Below are 15,236 nucleotides of genomic sequence, written 5' to 3' on the forward strand. Positions count from 1 at the left end.
GAAAGCTCGCGCGCGTTGAGTTCACTGTCGAATGACAGGCCCAGCGCTTCCTCATTCTGCCAGCGGACGACCCCCGTCCGGCCGAACGTTCCGCAATCCAGCTCGACGGCGGTTCCGGTGGGCAGGCGCGCGGCGCAATGCAGCCTGGCGCCGCCGGCGGAAAGGTCGAGCATCTGGACATGGTGGCGCTCGCGTCCGGCCTGGAGAAATGCCGGCAACGCCACCGCGACCCGCGGATAAACGCGGCGGTCGGCATAGGCATCTTGCTCTTGTGGGGACGGTACTGGGCTGGCCATTTAATCTCCCCGCTACGCATGGCCTAGCACGCGGGTGCTGCCAGAAAGTAAACGGCAAGCTCCGAATTGGGTGGAAGGTGAAGTTTGGCGGGATCGGCACAAATCGTGACATTCGCAGAGCTCAGGACAGACCCTCGTGCAATGCCCGCGGCAGAGGAGTAGCGGGTCAACGAGCAATCTTAGATCGGAGATCGCAGCATGAACCAGACGCCGACCAACGCCCTCGACCGCCGCGCGCTGATCCGCGCAGCCGCACTGGCGCCTCTGGCGGCGCCGCTCGTCGTGGGAAGTGCCAAGGCCCAGAGCGCGTCGGGCACACGACCAACGCCACCGAACGCGCGCATGCGCGTGCGGCGGCTGACCTGGGCCGGAATCGAGGTCGAGCTCGGTGATACTGCGTTGTTCGTCGATGCGTTGCCGGTCGATGCGCAGGCGGGCGATCCTGCCGATCTGCTCGCGACGACCAAGAAGCCCGCGGCGCTGGTCACCCACCGCGACAACGATCATTTCAGCAACGCCGCGCTCAGGACCATCCTCGGCGAAAGCGGGCGGCTGGTGACGCAGGCCGAGACGGTGCCGTGGATCGACACGCGCGGGCTGCGTGTCCAGGGGGTCGCGATGTGGGAGCCGGTCTTCTTTCCAGTCTGGGGAGGCGACCTCGTCGCGTTCGCGGTCCCTGCGGTAGACGGGTTCGGCGCGCCGCAGTCCTCATGGGTGATCGACGGCGGCGGCGCGCGCATCTTTCACGGCGGCGACACGCAGTGGCACGGCCGTTGGGTCGATTACGGCCGCGCCTACGGCCCGTTCGACGCGGCCTTTCTGCCGATCAACGGCGCGCGGATCAACGCCGGGCGCGTGGTCGACGACGGCATCCCGGCGGTGCTGACCCCCGAACAGGCGGTGATCGCCGCGCATCGCCTCGGCGCGCGCCGGCTCATCCCGATCCACTACGGCCAGCCCGACCCGCCGGGCTACAACGAGATCGACCATCCGCTCGATCGGCTCAAGAAAGCGGCGCAGGGTGTGATCCCGCTAACCATCCTCGGTACGGGAGAATGGACCGACATCGCCGGCGGCGGCCGGTGCGAAAATGGATGAGCGGGAATTGCGTCAGAGCAAAGACGCTGAAAGCCCGACGAATCCGAACATTGAAATAGCGAGGTAGCTCATACCCGCTGAGGCTGAGTTGGTTCGCGCCATGTCCACAAAGGGTGGAAAGCGGACGCTATGAACTTGGTCGACGCTTTAGGATGCATCTTCCGGTTACGGTCCGCAATGAATCGGTTACGCGGGATTGGCTGCCGCTGCCGGAAAGTATCGAAATGCTTGCGGGTGAAAGCTTATGGAAATTATCTTCGAGGTCATCTTTCAGTTCCTGGGCGAACTGCTCCTTCAGATCGTCTTTCAAATCGTTGCGGAACTGGGATTTCATAGTCTCGAAAATAGTCTTCGCCGTAGAGCGAACCCGGCGTTTGCAACCATCGGCTATATTCTCTGGGGCCTGATGGCCGGCGGCCTCAGCCTCTGGATCTTGCCGGATTCAATTATCGAAGTACCGGTATTTCGCGTGATGAATCTGGTCGCAACGCCCGTCGCACTCGGGTTTCTTATGATGCTGATTGGCAGGCTCAGGGTTCGCAAGGGTCAAGACCTCGTTCGCCTCGACCAGTTCGGGTACGCCTTTATCTTCGCTTTTGCGATGGCCTTCGTTCGCTTTGTCTGGGCAGCCTAATGTCCGCAATGGGTGGAAAGCTGCCATTACTGGCTCTACCTTCTCAACATGAACGATGACCCGGTTTTAGCGCGGCTTCTTCGCCACCCCACCGGCCTGAAGGCTGGCGGACTAACCAGTCAGCATGAGGTTCTAGCGACCTACCACACGCATTCGGGTGAGACGCCCTTTGCCATTTGCCGCGACGGCTTGCTGCTGAACCCCAGCGCTGACGCCCGATTTGTGCCGTTCGTCGAGATAGAGGACGCCGGTTACTACAATCACGAAATGGTCAGGCGTGCGAAGGCAGGACGTGTCAGCGGCGTATCAGGACCCCTCTCAATACGGCTGCGGTCTGGCGAGGTGGTAGATTTGTCGGTCGAGGTTCGCGAGGATGGTATGCCGGACCTGCTGACAATCGCGAGCTTCATCCAACAGCGAGCAACCATTTATAGAGCCGAAGAGCGCCGAGCGCAGCCAAACGGCTAATGTCCGCAATGGGTCGAAATCGGTCATGACGAATAGGCCGTAACCAGTCTCAAGCCTCGACCTGCTCCAGCGCCTCCGCAATCAAACGCCGGCTGTTGTCGATCCCGTAGAGCGCAATGAAGCTGCCCATGCGCGGGCCCTGTGGCGAACCCAGCAGCGTCTCGTAGAGCGCCTGGAACCAGTGGCGCAGGCTCTCGAACGGATAACGCTTGCCGACCTCGAACACGACATTCTGGATTTCGTCGCCCGGCGTATCGGGCGGCAGCTTGGCCAGCTCGGCGTCGAGGTCCTTCAGCGCGTCGACCTCCTGCCCCTGCGGTGCCCGGCGCTTGAGCGTCGGCGCGACGAAATCGCGGGCATAATTGACCGCCAGCCCGATCAGCTTGTCGAGCTCGGGATCGCTCTCGGGCGAGGTGCCGGGCGCATAGCGCTGGACGAACCGCCACGCCGTTTCCTTGTCGGCGACGCCCGGCAATGAGGCGAGGTTCAATAGCAGCCCATAGGTCAGCGGCAGCACCCCGGTCGGCACCTTGCCGCCATGGATATGGTGGACCGGGTTGCCGAGCTGCTGCTCGATCGGCTGGGCCGGATAATTGCCGCGGAACTGGTAATATTCGTCGACCGCGCGCGGGATCACGCCGATGTGCAGCGACTTGGCCTTGCGCGGCTCGCGATAGGCGAAGAAGGACAGGCTCTCCTCATTGCCATAGGTCAGCCATTCCTCGAGGCTGAGGCCATTGCCCTTGGACTTGGAGATTTTCTCGCCCTTTTCGTCGAGGAACATCTCGTAGTTGAAGCCCTCGGGCGGGCGGCCGCCGAGCACCCGGGTGATCTTGCCGGACTGGATGACGCTGTCGATCAAATCCTTGCCGGCCATTTCATAGTCGACGCCCAGCGCGACCCAGCGCAGCGCCCAGTCGACCTTCCACTGCAGCTTCGACCGGCCCGACAGCGCCGATTGCTCGACCGCGCTGCCGTCCTCGTCGGTGAAGGCGATCGTCCCGGCGTCGGCATCGACCACGCGGACCGGCACCTGCAGCACCTTGCCGCTGGCCGGCGAAATCGGCAACACCGGCGAATAGGTCTGGCGCCGCTCCTCGCGCAGCGTTGGCAGCATAACGCCCATCACCTCGTCCCACTTGCCGAGGACCTGCCTGATGGTCTCGTCGAACCGGCCCGAAGCATAATATTCGGTCGAGGAAGCAAACTCATAATCGAAGCCGAAGCGGTCGAGGAAGCGCCGCAGCATCGCATTATTGTGGGCGGCGAAGCTGTCGTACTCGCCGAACGGGTCGGGCACCTTGGTCAGCGGCATGCCGAGATAATTCGCCAGCATTTCCTGCTGCGGAACATTGTCGGGGACTTTCCTCAGGCCATCCATGTCGTCGCTGAACGCAATCAGCCGCGTAGGAGCGCCGCCGCTCAGCTCCTCATAGGCGTGGCGGACCATGGTAGTGCGCAGCACTTCGTTGAAGGTGCCGATATGCGGCAGGCCCGACGGGCCATAGCCGGTCTCGAACACCATCGGCTCGGGTACGCCGGCCTTTGGCGGCTTGCCCTCGGGCCAGCGCTTCAACAGCTTGCGCGCTTCCTCATAGGGCCAGGCCTTGGACGTGAGGGCAGCTTCGCGAATGGCGGCGGGGACGGTCATGGCGAGCGCTGTCGCCCTTTGGAGCCATGAAGGCAAGTATTGTTCCCCGGCGAAGGCCGGGGCCCAGGCCCGAGCGCGAGCTCGGGTTGCGGGGACAAGCTTCTGCGAAACTTCCTGGACCCCGGCCTTCGCCGGGGCACGGTTGCCATTCTGTTCCAGCTGACGCATTTCGACCGCGTGAAATCGCTCGCACTTCCTGCTCTCCATGCAACCCATGCCGGCATCTGGGTTGCCGCCGGCGGCGAGGTGCGCGAAGCGTCGCGGGGGGAAGCGATCGCCCGGCTGGCCGAGACTCCGCACATCATCTTGAACGCGCCGCTGGTCGGCCAACGCCTCGGCTATGCCGATGTGTCCGGCCTCGACCTGCTGGAACTGTTCGCCTTCGTCCATCCCGCCCGCTTCGCGGTGCCGACCGTGTCGGGTTTGGCGCGGGCCTGCGGGGTCGAGCCGCCGGCGAGCGACAATGAGGCGGCGGCGACGCTGGTCGCGATCGCCCAGGCATTGCTCGACCGGCTGGCCGGCGATGATTGGCCCGAGCGGGAAGGGGCCTGGACCGCCAATGCCTCGCTGACCCGCATCGGCTGGGCGTGGGCGCCGCAGGTTGGCCGCAACCTCGCCAGGCCGGAGCGCGGCGAGCGGATGCTCTTTTCGCGCCTGCCGCAATGGGAGGAGGCCGGCGAGCGGCCGCAGCCCAAGAGCCTTTCCATCCCGCCGGCCGATGCCGAAGCCAAGCTCGCCGAGCTGACCGGCAAGGGTTCGGAGCCGCGCGAGGGCCAGACGGCGATGGCCGCGGAATCCGCCGCGATCTTCGCTCCGCGATGCGTCGAGGGCGAGCCCAACATGCTGTTGGCCGAGGCGGGGACGGGCATCGGCAAGACGCTCGCCTATCTGGCGCCGGCCTCGCTCTGGGCCGACCGGGCGCAGGGAACCGTCTGGGTCTCGACCTTCACCAAGGCGCTGCAGCGGCAGCTCGACGCCGAGGGGAAGAAGCTGTTCCCCGATCCCGCCGAGCGAAACCGCCGGATCGTGATCCGCAAGGGCCGCGAGAATTACCTCTGCCTGCTCAACCTCGAGGACGCGATGCAGGGCGCCTTCGCCGGTAGGGCGGCGATTTTGGCGCAGCTGGTCGGGCGCTGGGCGGCCTATTCGAAAGATGGCGACATGGTCGGCGGCGACCTCCCCGGCTGGCTGCCGAGCCTGTTCCGCCGCGCCGGCGCGGCCGCGCTGACCGACCGCCGCGGCGAATGCGTCTACGCCGGCTGCCCGCACTATCGGAAATGCTTCATCGAGCGGGCCGAGCGCGCCGGGCGCGAAGCCGACCTTGTGATCGCCAATCATGCGCTGGTGATGGTCAACGCCGCGCGCGGGCGGCCGGACGCGCCGAGCCGGATCATCTTCGACGAGGGCCATCATCTGTTTGATGCGGCGGATTCGACCTTCTCCGCCGCGCTGACCGGCCAGGAAGCGATCGAGATGCGGCGTTGGATCGTCGGGCCTGAGGGCAAGTCGCGCGGCCGCCGCCGCGGCCTCGCCGCGCGACTGCTCGACGTCTGCTCATACGACGTGGCTGGGGCGCAAGCCCTTGATAACGCAGTGGAAGCCGCGCTGGCGTTGCCGTCGGACGGCTGGCTGGCCCGGCTAGCCGAGGGCGATCCCTTCGGCCCCATCGAGACCTTGCTCTCCGAGGTTCGCGGCACCGTTTACGCCCGGGCCAAGGCGCGGGAGGCGGGCTACGGCCTCGAAACCGAATTGGCCGAACCCGACGGCAATCTGGTCACCGCCGCGTCGGCCGCGATGGAGGCGCTTGAAGCCCTCGCCAAGCCGCTCGCCGCGCTCACCCGCCGCCTCGAAGCGGTGCTCGAAGACGCGCCCGACTGGCTCGACAGCCAGGCCCGTGCCCGGGTCGAGGGCGCCATCACCGGCCTCGCCTGGCGCCGCGAGACGCTCGCCGCATGGATCGCGCTGCTCGGCCGCGTTGGCGGCGTCGCCGATCCCGATTTCGTCGACTGGCTGGCGATCGATCGGGTCGAGGGCCGCGAATATGATGTAGGATTTCACCGCCACTGGCTCGATCCTACACGCCCCCTCGCCCGGGCGGTGCTGGAGCCGGCCCATGGCGTGCTGGTCACCTCGGCGACCCTCCGCGGCAGCGACGGCTGGCCGAGCGCCGAGGCGCGGACCGGCGCGCTGCATTTGGGTCATCCAGTCGGTCATTTCGAAGCGGCCAGCCCGTTCGATTATGGCCAGCAGGCCGAGGTGCTGATCGTCACCGATATCGGCCGCAACGACATTGGCGCGCTGGCCGGTGCCTATGCCCGGCTGATCGAGGCGGCCGAGGGCGGCACGCTCGGCCTGTTCTCCGCGATCCAGCGGCTGCGCGGAGTCCATGCGCGAATTGCCGACCGGCTGGCACGGGCCGGACTGCCGCTGCTCGCCCAGCATGTCGACCCGATCGACACCGGTACGCTGGTCGACATTTTCCGCGACGATCCCCATGCCTCGCTGCTCGGCACTGATGCGCTGCGCGACGGGGTCGACGTCCCCGGAGAGTCGCTGCGGCTGGTGGTGATGGAGAGGGTGCCCTGGCCGCGGCCGACGGTGCTACATGCGGCGCGCAAGCTGGCCAATGGCGGCAGCGTCTATGATGACCGGGTAGTGCGGGCCCGGCTCGCCCAGGGGTTCGGCCGATTGATCCGGCGGCAAGGTGACCGCGGCCTGTTTGTCATCCTGTCGAGCGCGCTGCCATCGCGGCTGCTGACCGCCTTTCCGCCGGAAGTCGCTGTATCGCGCGTTCCGCTCGATGTGGCGCTGGAACGGGTCCGAGCGAAGCTATTCGGAACCACCCGCGTTGAGCCGGTGGAGATTGATGCATGAAGAGCCTGACCCTGCTGCGCCATGCCAAGACCGAACGCGATTCGGACAGCGGCCGCGATTTCGACCGGCGGCTGATGGACCGAGGTCGGGAAGACGCCAAGCGGATGGGCGATGAGATCAACAAGCTTGGCCTGGCCTTCGACCTCGTCCTCTCCAGTCCGGGGGCGCGGGCGGCGGAAACCGCCGAACTGGCCCGCCTGTCGCCGCGATACGACCAACGCATTTACGATGCGTCGACCGGTGATCTGCTGGCAATTGTCCAGCAGACTTCGGATGAGGCTGAGCGCCTCGCCATGGTCGGCCATAATCCAGGCTTCGAGCGGCTGGCGTCGCGGCTGCTGGGTGTTTCCGTCGAAATGCCGACCGGTTCGCTGATCGAAATCGCCCTGCCGATCGATCAATGGGGAGACGCCGGAAGCAGCGCCGGCCAGCTGGTCAGGTTCCTGAGACCGAAGGAGTTTCTCTAGGCGTCGAGTGCCGCGGCCAGCCGGTGCCGAAGCGCCTTCAACCGCTCGACATCGATCCCGCCCTGCTCCTCGGGAATCGGGGTATCGAGTCCGTAGGCCGGCTGCGGAACGACATTGACCGGCTGCAGAATCAGCGGCTCGTCCGCCGCCTCGCCCTTCGATCGCAGCAGCTTCTGCACGCCCTTGACGGTATAGCCTTCGTCGTTGAGCAACCGGTTGATCCGCCTGGCCAACGCCACATCGTCCGGACGGTAATAGCGGCGATTACCGGCGCGCTGCAGCGGTTTCAGCTGCGGGAATTTCGTCTCCCAATAGCGCAAGATGTGCTGGGCAACGCCAAGCTCGGCGGAAAGCTCGCCGATGGTCCTGAAAGCGTCCGGGGCCTTTTCGCCGGTCGCCATCCCAGATGCTACTTGGCGATCCGGTCGCGCATGATCTGGCTGGCGCGGAAGGTCATCACGCGGCGCGGCGCAATGGGCACCTCGATCCCGGTCTTGGGATTGCGGCCGATGCGTTGGCCCTTGTCGCGCAGGATGAAGGTGCCGAATCCGGATACCTTCACATTCTGGCCAACGCTGAGCGAGTGGCACATATGATGAAGGATCCGCTCGACGATCCCGGCGCTTTCAGCGCGCGAAACGCCCAAGCGGTTGTGGACGATATCGGACAGGTCGGCGCGGGTCAGCGTGCCCGCATGCAAACCGTCGGTCGAACGGGCAATACCCGCGTCTGCCATGATGATTTCCGCCCCCTCAATAAAGCGTCGGTTTTCGATTGATCGTTACGCTATCGCAAAGCCTTGCGACCCGCAATTCGACTTTGGCAGATTTTCCTTGGCTTTCAATAGCGGAGCGCGGCCGCGCCCCAGGTAAAGCCACCGCCCATCGCTTCGAGCACCAACAGGTCACCGCGCTTGATGCGGCCGTCGCGTACCGCAACGTCGAGCGCCAATGGGACAGAAGCCGCCGACGTATTCGCATGACGGTCGACCGTGACGATGACTTTTTCCGGCGCGAGACCCAGCTTCTTGGCGGTTGCATCGAGAATTCGGGCATTGGCCTGATGCGGCACCACCCAGTCGATGTCGGAGGCCGTGAAGCCGGCGTCGGCCAGAACCTCTCCGAGCACGTCAGCCAGATTGACCACTGCGTGGCGGAATACTTCCCGGCCCTTCATCCGTAGCTTGCCGACGGTGCCGGTGGTCGAGGGGCCGCCGTCAACATAGAGCAGGCCATTGTGTCGGCCGTCGGCATGGAGCCTGGTCGACAGGACGCCGGCATCGCCCTCTTCTGCTTCAAGCACAATCGCGCCGGCGCCGTCACCGAACAGCACGCAGGTGCCGCGATCCTCCCAGTCGAGGATCCGACTGAAGGTTTCCGAGCCGATCACCAGCGCGCGCTTGGCATTGCCGCCGCGAAGCATCGAGTCGGCCACGCTCAGCGCGTAGAGGAAGCCCGTGCAGACGGCGTGGACGTCGAACGCGATGCAGTCGTCGATCCCGAGCAGCGCCTGCACCTTGGTCGCCGACGACGGGAAGGTCTGGTCCGGAGTTGCGGTCGCCAGGACGATGAGGCCGATTTCGTTGGGCTCGATCCCGGCCGCTCCAAGTGCCTTCTGGCAAGCCTCGACCGCCAGCGTCGCGGTGGTTTCACCGTCGGCGGCGATATAGCGGCTGCGAATACCGGTGCGTTCGACGATCCATTCGTCCGACGTGTCGACTTGTTCTGCCAGCTCGGCATTGTCGACGCGGCGTTTCGGCAATGCCGATCCAGTGCCTTTGACGACAGAACGAAGGGTCATTCGGCGGCCTCACCATTGAAAGCATGGGCCCGGAAATTGTCGAGATCGTCACCGATCTTCCGGGTGATGTCGTTGCGGACCATCGACGCTGCGACCCCGATCGCATTGGCGACGCCCTTGTAGTTGGCGCCCCCATGGCTCTTCACCACCAGTCCGTTCAACCCCAAAAACACCGCGCCGTTATGATTATTGGGATCGAGATGAACCTTGAGCAAGTTGAGAGCAGGCTTGGAAAGGGCAAATCCGGCCTTCGATCGCAGCGACGAAGTGAACGCCCTGCGCAACAGGTCGGTGACGAAGCGAGCCGTGCCCTCGGCAGTTTTCAGCGCGATATTGCCCGAAAATCCGTCGGTTACGACGACATCCAGGTCGCCTCGACTCAAGCGGTCGCCCTCGGTGAAGCCTTCGAATTTTAGCGGAAGATAGTCGGCGTCCCGGAGCAGAGCGGCCGCCTCTTTCAGCTCGTCGGTTCCCTTGAGCTCCTCGGTGCCGATGTTGAGCAGCTTGACCCGCGGCTTGGCGATGCCGAGCACCGTTCGCGAATAGGCCGATCCCATCACCGCGAACTGGACCAGGTTCTGCGCGTCGCATTCGGTGTTGGCGCCGAGGTCGAGCATGACGCAGTCGGTCGCGCCGAGCGTCGGCAACAGCGCCGCGAGCGCTGGCCGGTCGATGCCCGGCATGGTCCGCAGGGCAAGCTTCGACATGGCCATCAGCGCGCCGGTATTGCCGCCGGAAAGGGCCGCGTCGGCGTGCCCTTCCTTCACCGCGTTGATGGCGAGCCCCATCGACGTCGTCTTGGCACGGCGAATTGCCTGGCTCGGCTTTTCCGAGGCATGGATGGCGTCGGTCGTGTGATGAATGGCAACAGCGTCGGCCAATGGCTGGTGCTTGGCCATCTCCGGGCCAATCACGCCTTCATCACCGTAGACTTCGAAATGGAGGCTGCGATCCTTGCGGCGTGCGCGGGCCATGCCGGCGATCATCACCGCCGGGCCCATGTCACCACCCATGGCGTCAATCGCGATGCGCGGGCTCACGGCCATGCGTGGGGTGCCCTCGTGCCGCTAATGTCGCTTAGGCCTCGGTCGAAACGATCTCGCGGCCGTTATAGTGGCCGCAGGCCGAGCACATGTTGTGCGGGAGCTTCAGCTCGCCACAGTTCGGGCATTCCTGGAAGCTGGCCGGGCTCAGCGCATGATGGCTGCGGCGCATGTTGCGCTTCGAGGGCGATGTTTTTCTCTTAGGGACGGCCATCTCGGCTCTTCCTTAAATCAGCTAACCAAAAAAATATGCGACTATCCTCGCTCTGCTCATCGGTTGAACCGGCGGCGGCGGCTGGATCGTCGCGGACGAAGGCGCCCTATAGCGAAATCAGGCGGAGACGCAAGCGCTTCAGGCGCGTTGCAGCACCTTGTCCGCGACGAAAGGGTTGGTCGCCCGCTCATGGCCGAATGTCGACATCGAGCCGTGACCGGGGACGAAATGTGTATCGTCGCCCATCGGCCACAGCCTTTGGGTGATCGAATCGAGCAGCTGCTGGTGATTGCCGCGGGGAAAGTCGGTGCGGCCGATCGATCCCTGGAACAGCACGTCGCCGACAATGGCGAGCTTCGATTCGGGGTGGTGGAAGACGACATGCCCCGGCGTGTGGCCGGGGCAGTGGCGGACATCGAAGGTGAGCTTGCCAACCGTGACCGTATCGCCGTCGACCAGATAGCGGTCCGACTGGAACGGCTTGCCGTTGATCCCGTAGCGCTGGCCGTCATCCTCCAGCCGGGCAATCCAGAACAGATCCTCTTCGTGCGGGCCTTCAATCGGAACGCCCAGTTCCTGCGCCAATATCCCGGCCTGGCCGCAATGGTCGATATGACCATGGGTCAGCAGAATTTTTTCAATCGTCACACCATGCTGGGCGGCGGCGGCCTTCAAACGAGGCAGGTCGCCACCCGGATCGACAAAGGCGCCAAGCATCGTCTCGGTGCACCACAGCAAAGTGCAATTCTGCTGCAGCGGGGTGACCGGGACGATGGCTGCACGAAGCGGCTGGTTCATTTGCGCGCCTGGATGTCCGCCAGTGAAGCCGGCTCATTCTTCATTGAGGCGGACACCGCCTCGGCCTGGCGGAGAGCGCGCAGCACATTGCCGCCAGCCAGCTTGGCGAGATTCTCATCGCTCCATCCGCGGCGGATCAATTCGGCGAACAAGTTGGGATAGTCCTGGACACCCGTAAGGCCTTCTGGCGTATAGGGAATTCCATCCATGTCGCCGCCGATCCCGACGTGATCGTAGCCCGCGACTTTGGCGACATGCTCGACGTGATCGGCAACCGTGGAGACCGTAGCCGCCGGCCGCGGATGCGCCGCTTCCCAGGCCTTTAGCCCGGCTTCGACCTCGGCCTTACTGTTGCGGTGAAAGGCCTTGAGCCTGGCCTCTTCGGCATTTTTCTCGGCGCCCCAATGCCATACCGCATCGGAGATGAAGTCGGGAACGAAGTTGACCATGACGACGCCGCCATTGGCGGGAAGCAGCTGAAGCTCGTCGTCGGGGACATTGCGCAAATGCCCGACCAGCCCGCGCGCCGACGAGTGGGAAAAGATCACCGGTGCCTTACTCTCGGCGATCGCGTCTTTCATCGTGTCGGCCGAAACGTGGCTCAGGTCGACCAGCATGCCGAGCCGGTTCATTTCGTGGACGACCTGAACGCCGAACGGGCTGAGGCCGCCATATTTGGGATCGTCGGTCGCGCTGTCGGCCCATTCGGTGGTCTGGTTATGGGTCAGCGTCATGTAGCGCGCACCGAGGCGGTAGAATTGGCGAAGCGCGGCCAGCGAGCCGCCGATCTGCCGCCCGCCCTCGATACCGACCAGCGATGCGACCTTGCCCTGCTTGTGGATGCGGACGACGTCATCGGCCGTCAGCGCGCGTTCCAGGTCATTGGGGTAGGTGGCGATCATCCGGTCGACGATGTCGATCTCTTCGATCGTGCGGCGGATTGCCTCGTCGCCCGTGTAGGTACCGTCGATATAGACCGACCAGAATTGCCCGCCGACGCGGCCCGCGTGGAGCCGGGCCATATCGGTCATCAGCGGATGGTCGGGCCATTTGTCGGTGCCGCTGGCGAGGTTGGCGACGCTGTAGCCATGGCTTTCCGACAACTGCTCGGCGATGTCGTTGTGGCCGTCGATCAGCGGCGTCTGTTTGAGGATTCGGTCGATCCGCGCCTGGACCTTGGGGTCGATTGGTTGTTGTGCGTGAGCGGCGGTAGTCACAAGCAGCGCGGCAAGGAGCAAAGCTGAGCGCATCTATTCGAACCCTTCGATCGTGGAGGCTTGAGGCTTTACGAAGCGTAGGTGGCGGGGGCAAGGCGACTGTATGTGGCTGCTGTTCGACGATGCACGGGAAGGGGGCGCGGCCCCACGGCTCTATTGCCAGCCCGTCGAGATCATCGTTGCACATCATTTACATGAGATCGAACGGGCGCTGGAGCGGATCAGGGCTGGACTGCGCGCCAGGCGCCATGCAGCCGGCTATCTCGCCTATGAAGCGGGCTATGCGTTTGATCCCAAGCTCGAAGGTTGCGCGCGGCAAGGCCCCGGACCCCTGCTTTGCTTTGGTTTGTTCGAAAATTTTGAAACGCCGGACATCGGCAAGCTCCTGCCGTCACCCGACGGAGCCTATGTCGGCCCGGTCCGGCCGCGAATCTCACAAGCCGAATATGAGGCGGGGGTCGGCCGGGTCCGCGATCATTTGTTCGCCGGGGCATATTATCAGGCCAATCTGACCTTTGGCTGCGACGTCGCGGTCGCCGGGGATCCCGTGGCGCTTTACGCCCGCCTGCGGCGCTCCTCCAAGGCCGGTTGGGGCGGCGTGATGATCCATGATGGCGGCGCTATCGTCTCGCTGTCTCCGGAACAATTCTTCACGATCCGCTGCGGCATCATCGAAGCACGGCCAATGAAGGGGACCGCTCCGCGCCGGCCCAATCCGGAAGCCGACCTCGCCGAGGCCGGGACGCTGTCCACAGATGAAAAGCAGCGCGCCGAAAATCTGATGATCGTCGATCTGATGCGCAACGATCTCGCCCGGGTGTCGGTGCCGGGCAGCGTCGAGGTGCCCGAGCTGTTCTCGGTCGAGACCTATCCCACCGTCCACCAGATGGTCAGCCGGATCACCGCCCAACTTCGGATCGAATGCGACGCCGTCGATATGATCCGGACCATCTTCCCCTGCGGATCGGTGACCGGAGCACCGAAGATTGCCGCAATCGAGGCTTTGACCCGGCTCGAGCCCGAACCGCGCGGCGCCTACACCGGCTCGATGGGCTGGATCGAGCCAAACCATCATGGCGAACCCGGCGACGCCTCATTCAATGTGCTGATCCGGACGCTCGAATGGCACCATGGCGAGGCGAAAGCGCGGCTCGGGCTCGGTTCGGGGCTTGTCGTCGACAGCATCCCAAGCGATGAATGGGCCGAGTGTTTGCTCAAGGGGGATTTCGTGCGGCGTGAGGCCCAGGAATTTGATCTGATCGAGACCATGGGGTTCGACCCCAGTGAGGGTATCATCGAGCTGGAGCGACATCTCGACCGGATGCGGAATTCGGCAGCGGACCTCGATTTCAAGTTTGACCGCCATGCCGCGCGCAACGAGCTTCAGGCGGCGACCTTCGGGCGCAAGCAGCGGGCGATGGTCCGGCTGCTGCTGTCGCGGACCGGCGCCATGGCGATCCAGGTCAAGCGCTATGAGGATCCGGACGAAGTGCCCGTGGCCGTCGCGGTGCGCCCGCTACCGGTCGACCCGAGCGATTTCCGGTTACGCTACAAGACCACCGACCGCCGCTTCCTAGACGAGGCGCGGCAGGGCGAGCGGGCTTACGAGACGATCTTCACCGATCCCGAGGGCCAGCTGACCGAAGGCAGCCGGACCAACATTTTCGTCCAGCGCGGCGACAAGCTCCTGACTCCGCCGCTGACCCGCGGGATCATGCCGGGGATTTTGCGGGCCAAGCTGATCGAGGAGGGCCGGGCCGAAGAAGGCGATTTGACGCCCGAGGACCTCAGCCAGGGCTTTTACATCGGCAATATCGTCCGGGGGCTGATTCCGGCGAAGCTCGCCTGAGCGAGCGGCAAGCGGGAATCCCGGCTAAGCTTGCCTAGGCTGCATCAATGCTGTTCCCCGGCGAAGGCCGGGGTCCAGGACGCTGCAGAGCAGCGTTTAGTTGAGCCTGCCGATTGAGAAAGCGCTTCGCGCTCCTGGGCCCCGGCCTTCGCCGGGGAACATTAAGCCGCGATCGGGAAACGCAGAAGGCGGTCGCTCGACGGGACCAGCGCTGTGGCGCTCGGGCCGACCTTTTTCAATATTTCGGGATGGCCGGCATCGAGGCCGCCGGTGAAGGCGCCAAAGGCGGGGAGGATCAGCTTTGACGCGCTGGCGACGAAGCAACGGCGCGAGACGCTTCGGCCCTTGAGGCTAAGCCGATATTTGGGATGGTAGTGGCCCGACATTTCGGGCCTTTGGTCGTTTTCCTCGGCCTCGTGGCGGAGGACAATCCCGCCGACCTCGCACTCCACTTCGATCCGCCCGCCGCAATGGTCGACGAAGCCGCTGTCATGGTTGCCGACGATCCACACCCAGTCGAGCCGCGCCGTCATCGAGGCAAGCAGCTCGCGCGCCGTCTCTGGCAAGCGATCGCAGCCGAAGCGATCGTGGAAAGAATCGCCGAGGCAATAGAGGCGCGTGACCCCGGTCCGCTCGATCTCTTTGCTCAGCGCCTCTAGCGTCGCCTGGCTGTCGTAGGGCGGCAACATTTGGCCCCCCGCCGCAAACCAACTGGCCTTCTCGAGATGCAGGTCGGCGACCAGCAGCGCCTGCTCGACCGGCCAGTGAAGCGCGCCTTCGGGCGTCGCGAAGAAATCATGGCCGGCGAACGAAAGGGGGACCATGTC

General features: G+C 64.7%; 16 protein-coding genes. 6 read left to right on the forward strand and 10 right to left on the reverse strand.

What is annotated here, in order from left to right; genetic code table 11:
• Positions 1-296: PilZ domain-containing protein (locus Q0C64_RS04985; RefSeq protein WP_294121240.1), on the reverse strand; the 296-nt coding region annotated here is incomplete at its 3' end.
• Between the two features lie 198 nt (positions 297-494).
• On the opposite strand from Q0C64_RS04985, the gene Q0C64_RS04990 reads away from it, so the two are divergent.
• The 3 genes from Q0C64_RS04990 (at position 495) to Q0C64_RS05000 (ending at position 2,496) form a co-directional block, all read left to right on the forward strand.
• Entirely contained in the window at positions 495-1,394 is a 900-nt protein-coding gene (locus tag Q0C64_RS04990; protein ID WP_294121242.1) for an MBL fold metallo-hydrolase, read from the forward strand.
• 244 nt (positions 1,395-1,638) lie between these two features.
• Positions 1,639-2,028 (forward strand): hypothetical protein, encoded by a 390-nt coding sequence (locus Q0C64_RS04995; RefSeq protein ID WP_294121244.1) that lies wholly within the window; start codon positions 1,639-1,641, stop codon positions 2,026-2,028.
• Positions 2,029-2,076: 48 nt separating this feature from the next.
• On the forward strand, positions 2,077-2,496 hold the full coding sequence (locus Q0C64_RS05000) for a hypothetical protein (RefSeq protein ID WP_294121245.1): 420 nt from the start codon (positions 2,077-2,079) through the stop codon (positions 2,494-2,496).
• A gap of 49 nt (positions 2,497-2,545) precedes the next feature.
• Here the strand turns inward: Q0C64_RS05000 and Q0C64_RS05005 are convergent, their stop codons facing one another.
• Positions 2,546-4,147 carry a lysine--tRNA ligase gene (locus Q0C64_RS05005; RefSeq protein WP_294121246.1) on the reverse strand — a complete coding sequence of 534 codons (1,602 nt, stop codon included), beginning with the start codon at positions 4,145-4,147 and terminating at the stop codon, positions 2,546-2,548.
• Positions 4,148-4,324: 177 nt separating this feature from the next.
• On the opposite strand from Q0C64_RS05005, the gene Q0C64_RS05010 reads away from it, so the two are divergent.
• Together Q0C64_RS05010 and Q0C64_RS05015 are read left to right on the forward strand one after the other, a co-directional pair.
• Complete coding sequence (locus Q0C64_RS05010; RefSeq protein ID WP_294121247.1) at positions 4,325-7,021, forward strand: ATP-dependent DNA helicase; 2,697 nt, start codon at positions 4,325-4,327, stop codon at positions 7,019-7,021.
• Positions 7,018-7,488, forward strand: a complete 471-nt coding sequence (locus tag Q0C64_RS05015) for a histidine phosphatase family protein (protein WP_294121248.1) — start codon at positions 7,018-7,020, stop codon at positions 7,486-7,488. The genes Q0C64_RS05010 and Q0C64_RS05015 overlap by 4 nt, the downstream gene beginning before the upstream one ends.
• Here the strand turns inward: Q0C64_RS05015 and Q0C64_RS05020 are convergent.
• The 7 genes from Q0C64_RS05020 to Q0C64_RS05050 form a co-directional block, all read right to left on the reverse strand.
• The gene (locus Q0C64_RS05020) at positions 7,485-7,889 is read right to left on the reverse strand and encodes a MerR family transcriptional regulator (protein WP_294121250.1); all 405 of its coding nucleotides are present in this window, start codon (positions 7,887-7,889) and stop codon (positions 7,485-7,487) included. The two genes, Q0C64_RS05015 and Q0C64_RS05020, sit on opposite strands and share 4 nt — an antisense overlap.
• Positions 7,890-7,897: 8 nt before the next feature.
• On the reverse strand, positions 7,898-8,224 hold the full coding sequence (locus tag Q0C64_RS05025) for an integration host factor subunit alpha (RefSeq protein WP_294121251.1): 327 nt from the start codon (positions 8,222-8,224) through the stop codon (positions 7,898-7,900).
• 104 nt (positions 8,225-8,328) lie between these two features.
• Positions 8,329-9,288 carry a beta-ketoacyl-ACP synthase III gene (locus tag Q0C64_RS05030; RefSeq protein ID WP_294121253.1) on the reverse strand — a complete coding sequence of 320 codons (960 nt, stop codon included), beginning with the start codon at positions 9,286-9,288 and terminating at the stop codon, positions 8,329-8,331.
• Complete coding sequence (gene plsX / locus Q0C64_RS05035) at positions 9,285-10,334, reverse strand: phosphate acyltransferase PlsX (RefSeq protein ID WP_294121254.1); 1,050 nt, start codon at positions 10,332-10,334, stop codon at positions 9,285-9,287. The genes Q0C64_RS05030 and plsX overlap by 4 nt, the downstream gene beginning before the upstream one ends.
• Positions 10,335-10,365: 31 nt before the next feature.
• Entirely contained in the window at positions 10,366-10,545 is a 180-nt protein-coding gene (gene rpmF, locus Q0C64_RS05040; RefSeq protein ID WP_294121256.1) for a 50S ribosomal protein L32, read from the reverse strand.
• Between the two features lie 138 nt (positions 10,546-10,683).
• A complete protein-coding gene (locus tag Q0C64_RS05045; protein ID WP_294121257.1) occupies positions 10,684-11,343 on the reverse strand; it encodes an MBL fold metallo-hydrolase in 660 nt (219 codons plus the stop codon).
• On the reverse strand, positions 11,340-12,593 hold the full coding sequence (locus Q0C64_RS05050; protein ID WP_294121258.1) for a dipeptidase: 1,254 nt from the start codon (positions 12,591-12,593) through the stop codon (positions 11,340-11,342). The genes Q0C64_RS05045 and Q0C64_RS05050 overlap by 4 nt, the downstream gene beginning before the upstream one ends.
• Positions 12,594-12,663: 70 nt before the next feature.
• On the opposite strand from Q0C64_RS05050, the gene pabB reads away from it, so the two are divergent.
• Positions 12,664-14,409 (forward strand): aminodeoxychorismate synthase component I, encoded by a 1,746-nt coding sequence (gene pabB, locus Q0C64_RS05055; protein WP_294121259.1) that lies wholly within the window; start codon positions 12,664-12,666, stop codon positions 14,407-14,409.
• A gap of 161 nt (positions 14,410-14,570) precedes the next feature.
• Here the strand turns inward: pabB and pdeM are convergent, their stop codons facing one another.
• The gene (pdeM, locus tag Q0C64_RS05060) at positions 14,571-15,233 is read right to left on the reverse strand and encodes a ligase-associated DNA damage response endonuclease PdeM (RefSeq protein ID WP_294121260.1); all 663 of its coding nucleotides are present in this window, start codon (positions 15,231-15,233) and stop codon (positions 14,571-14,573) included.
• Between the last annotated feature and the right edge of the window lie 3 nt (positions 15,234-15,236).

It is taken from the genome of Sphingomonas sp., from assembly GCF_023266535.1.
Lineage (GTDB): Bacteria > Pseudomonadota > Alphaproteobacteria > Sphingomonadales > Sphingomonadaceae > Sphingomicrobium.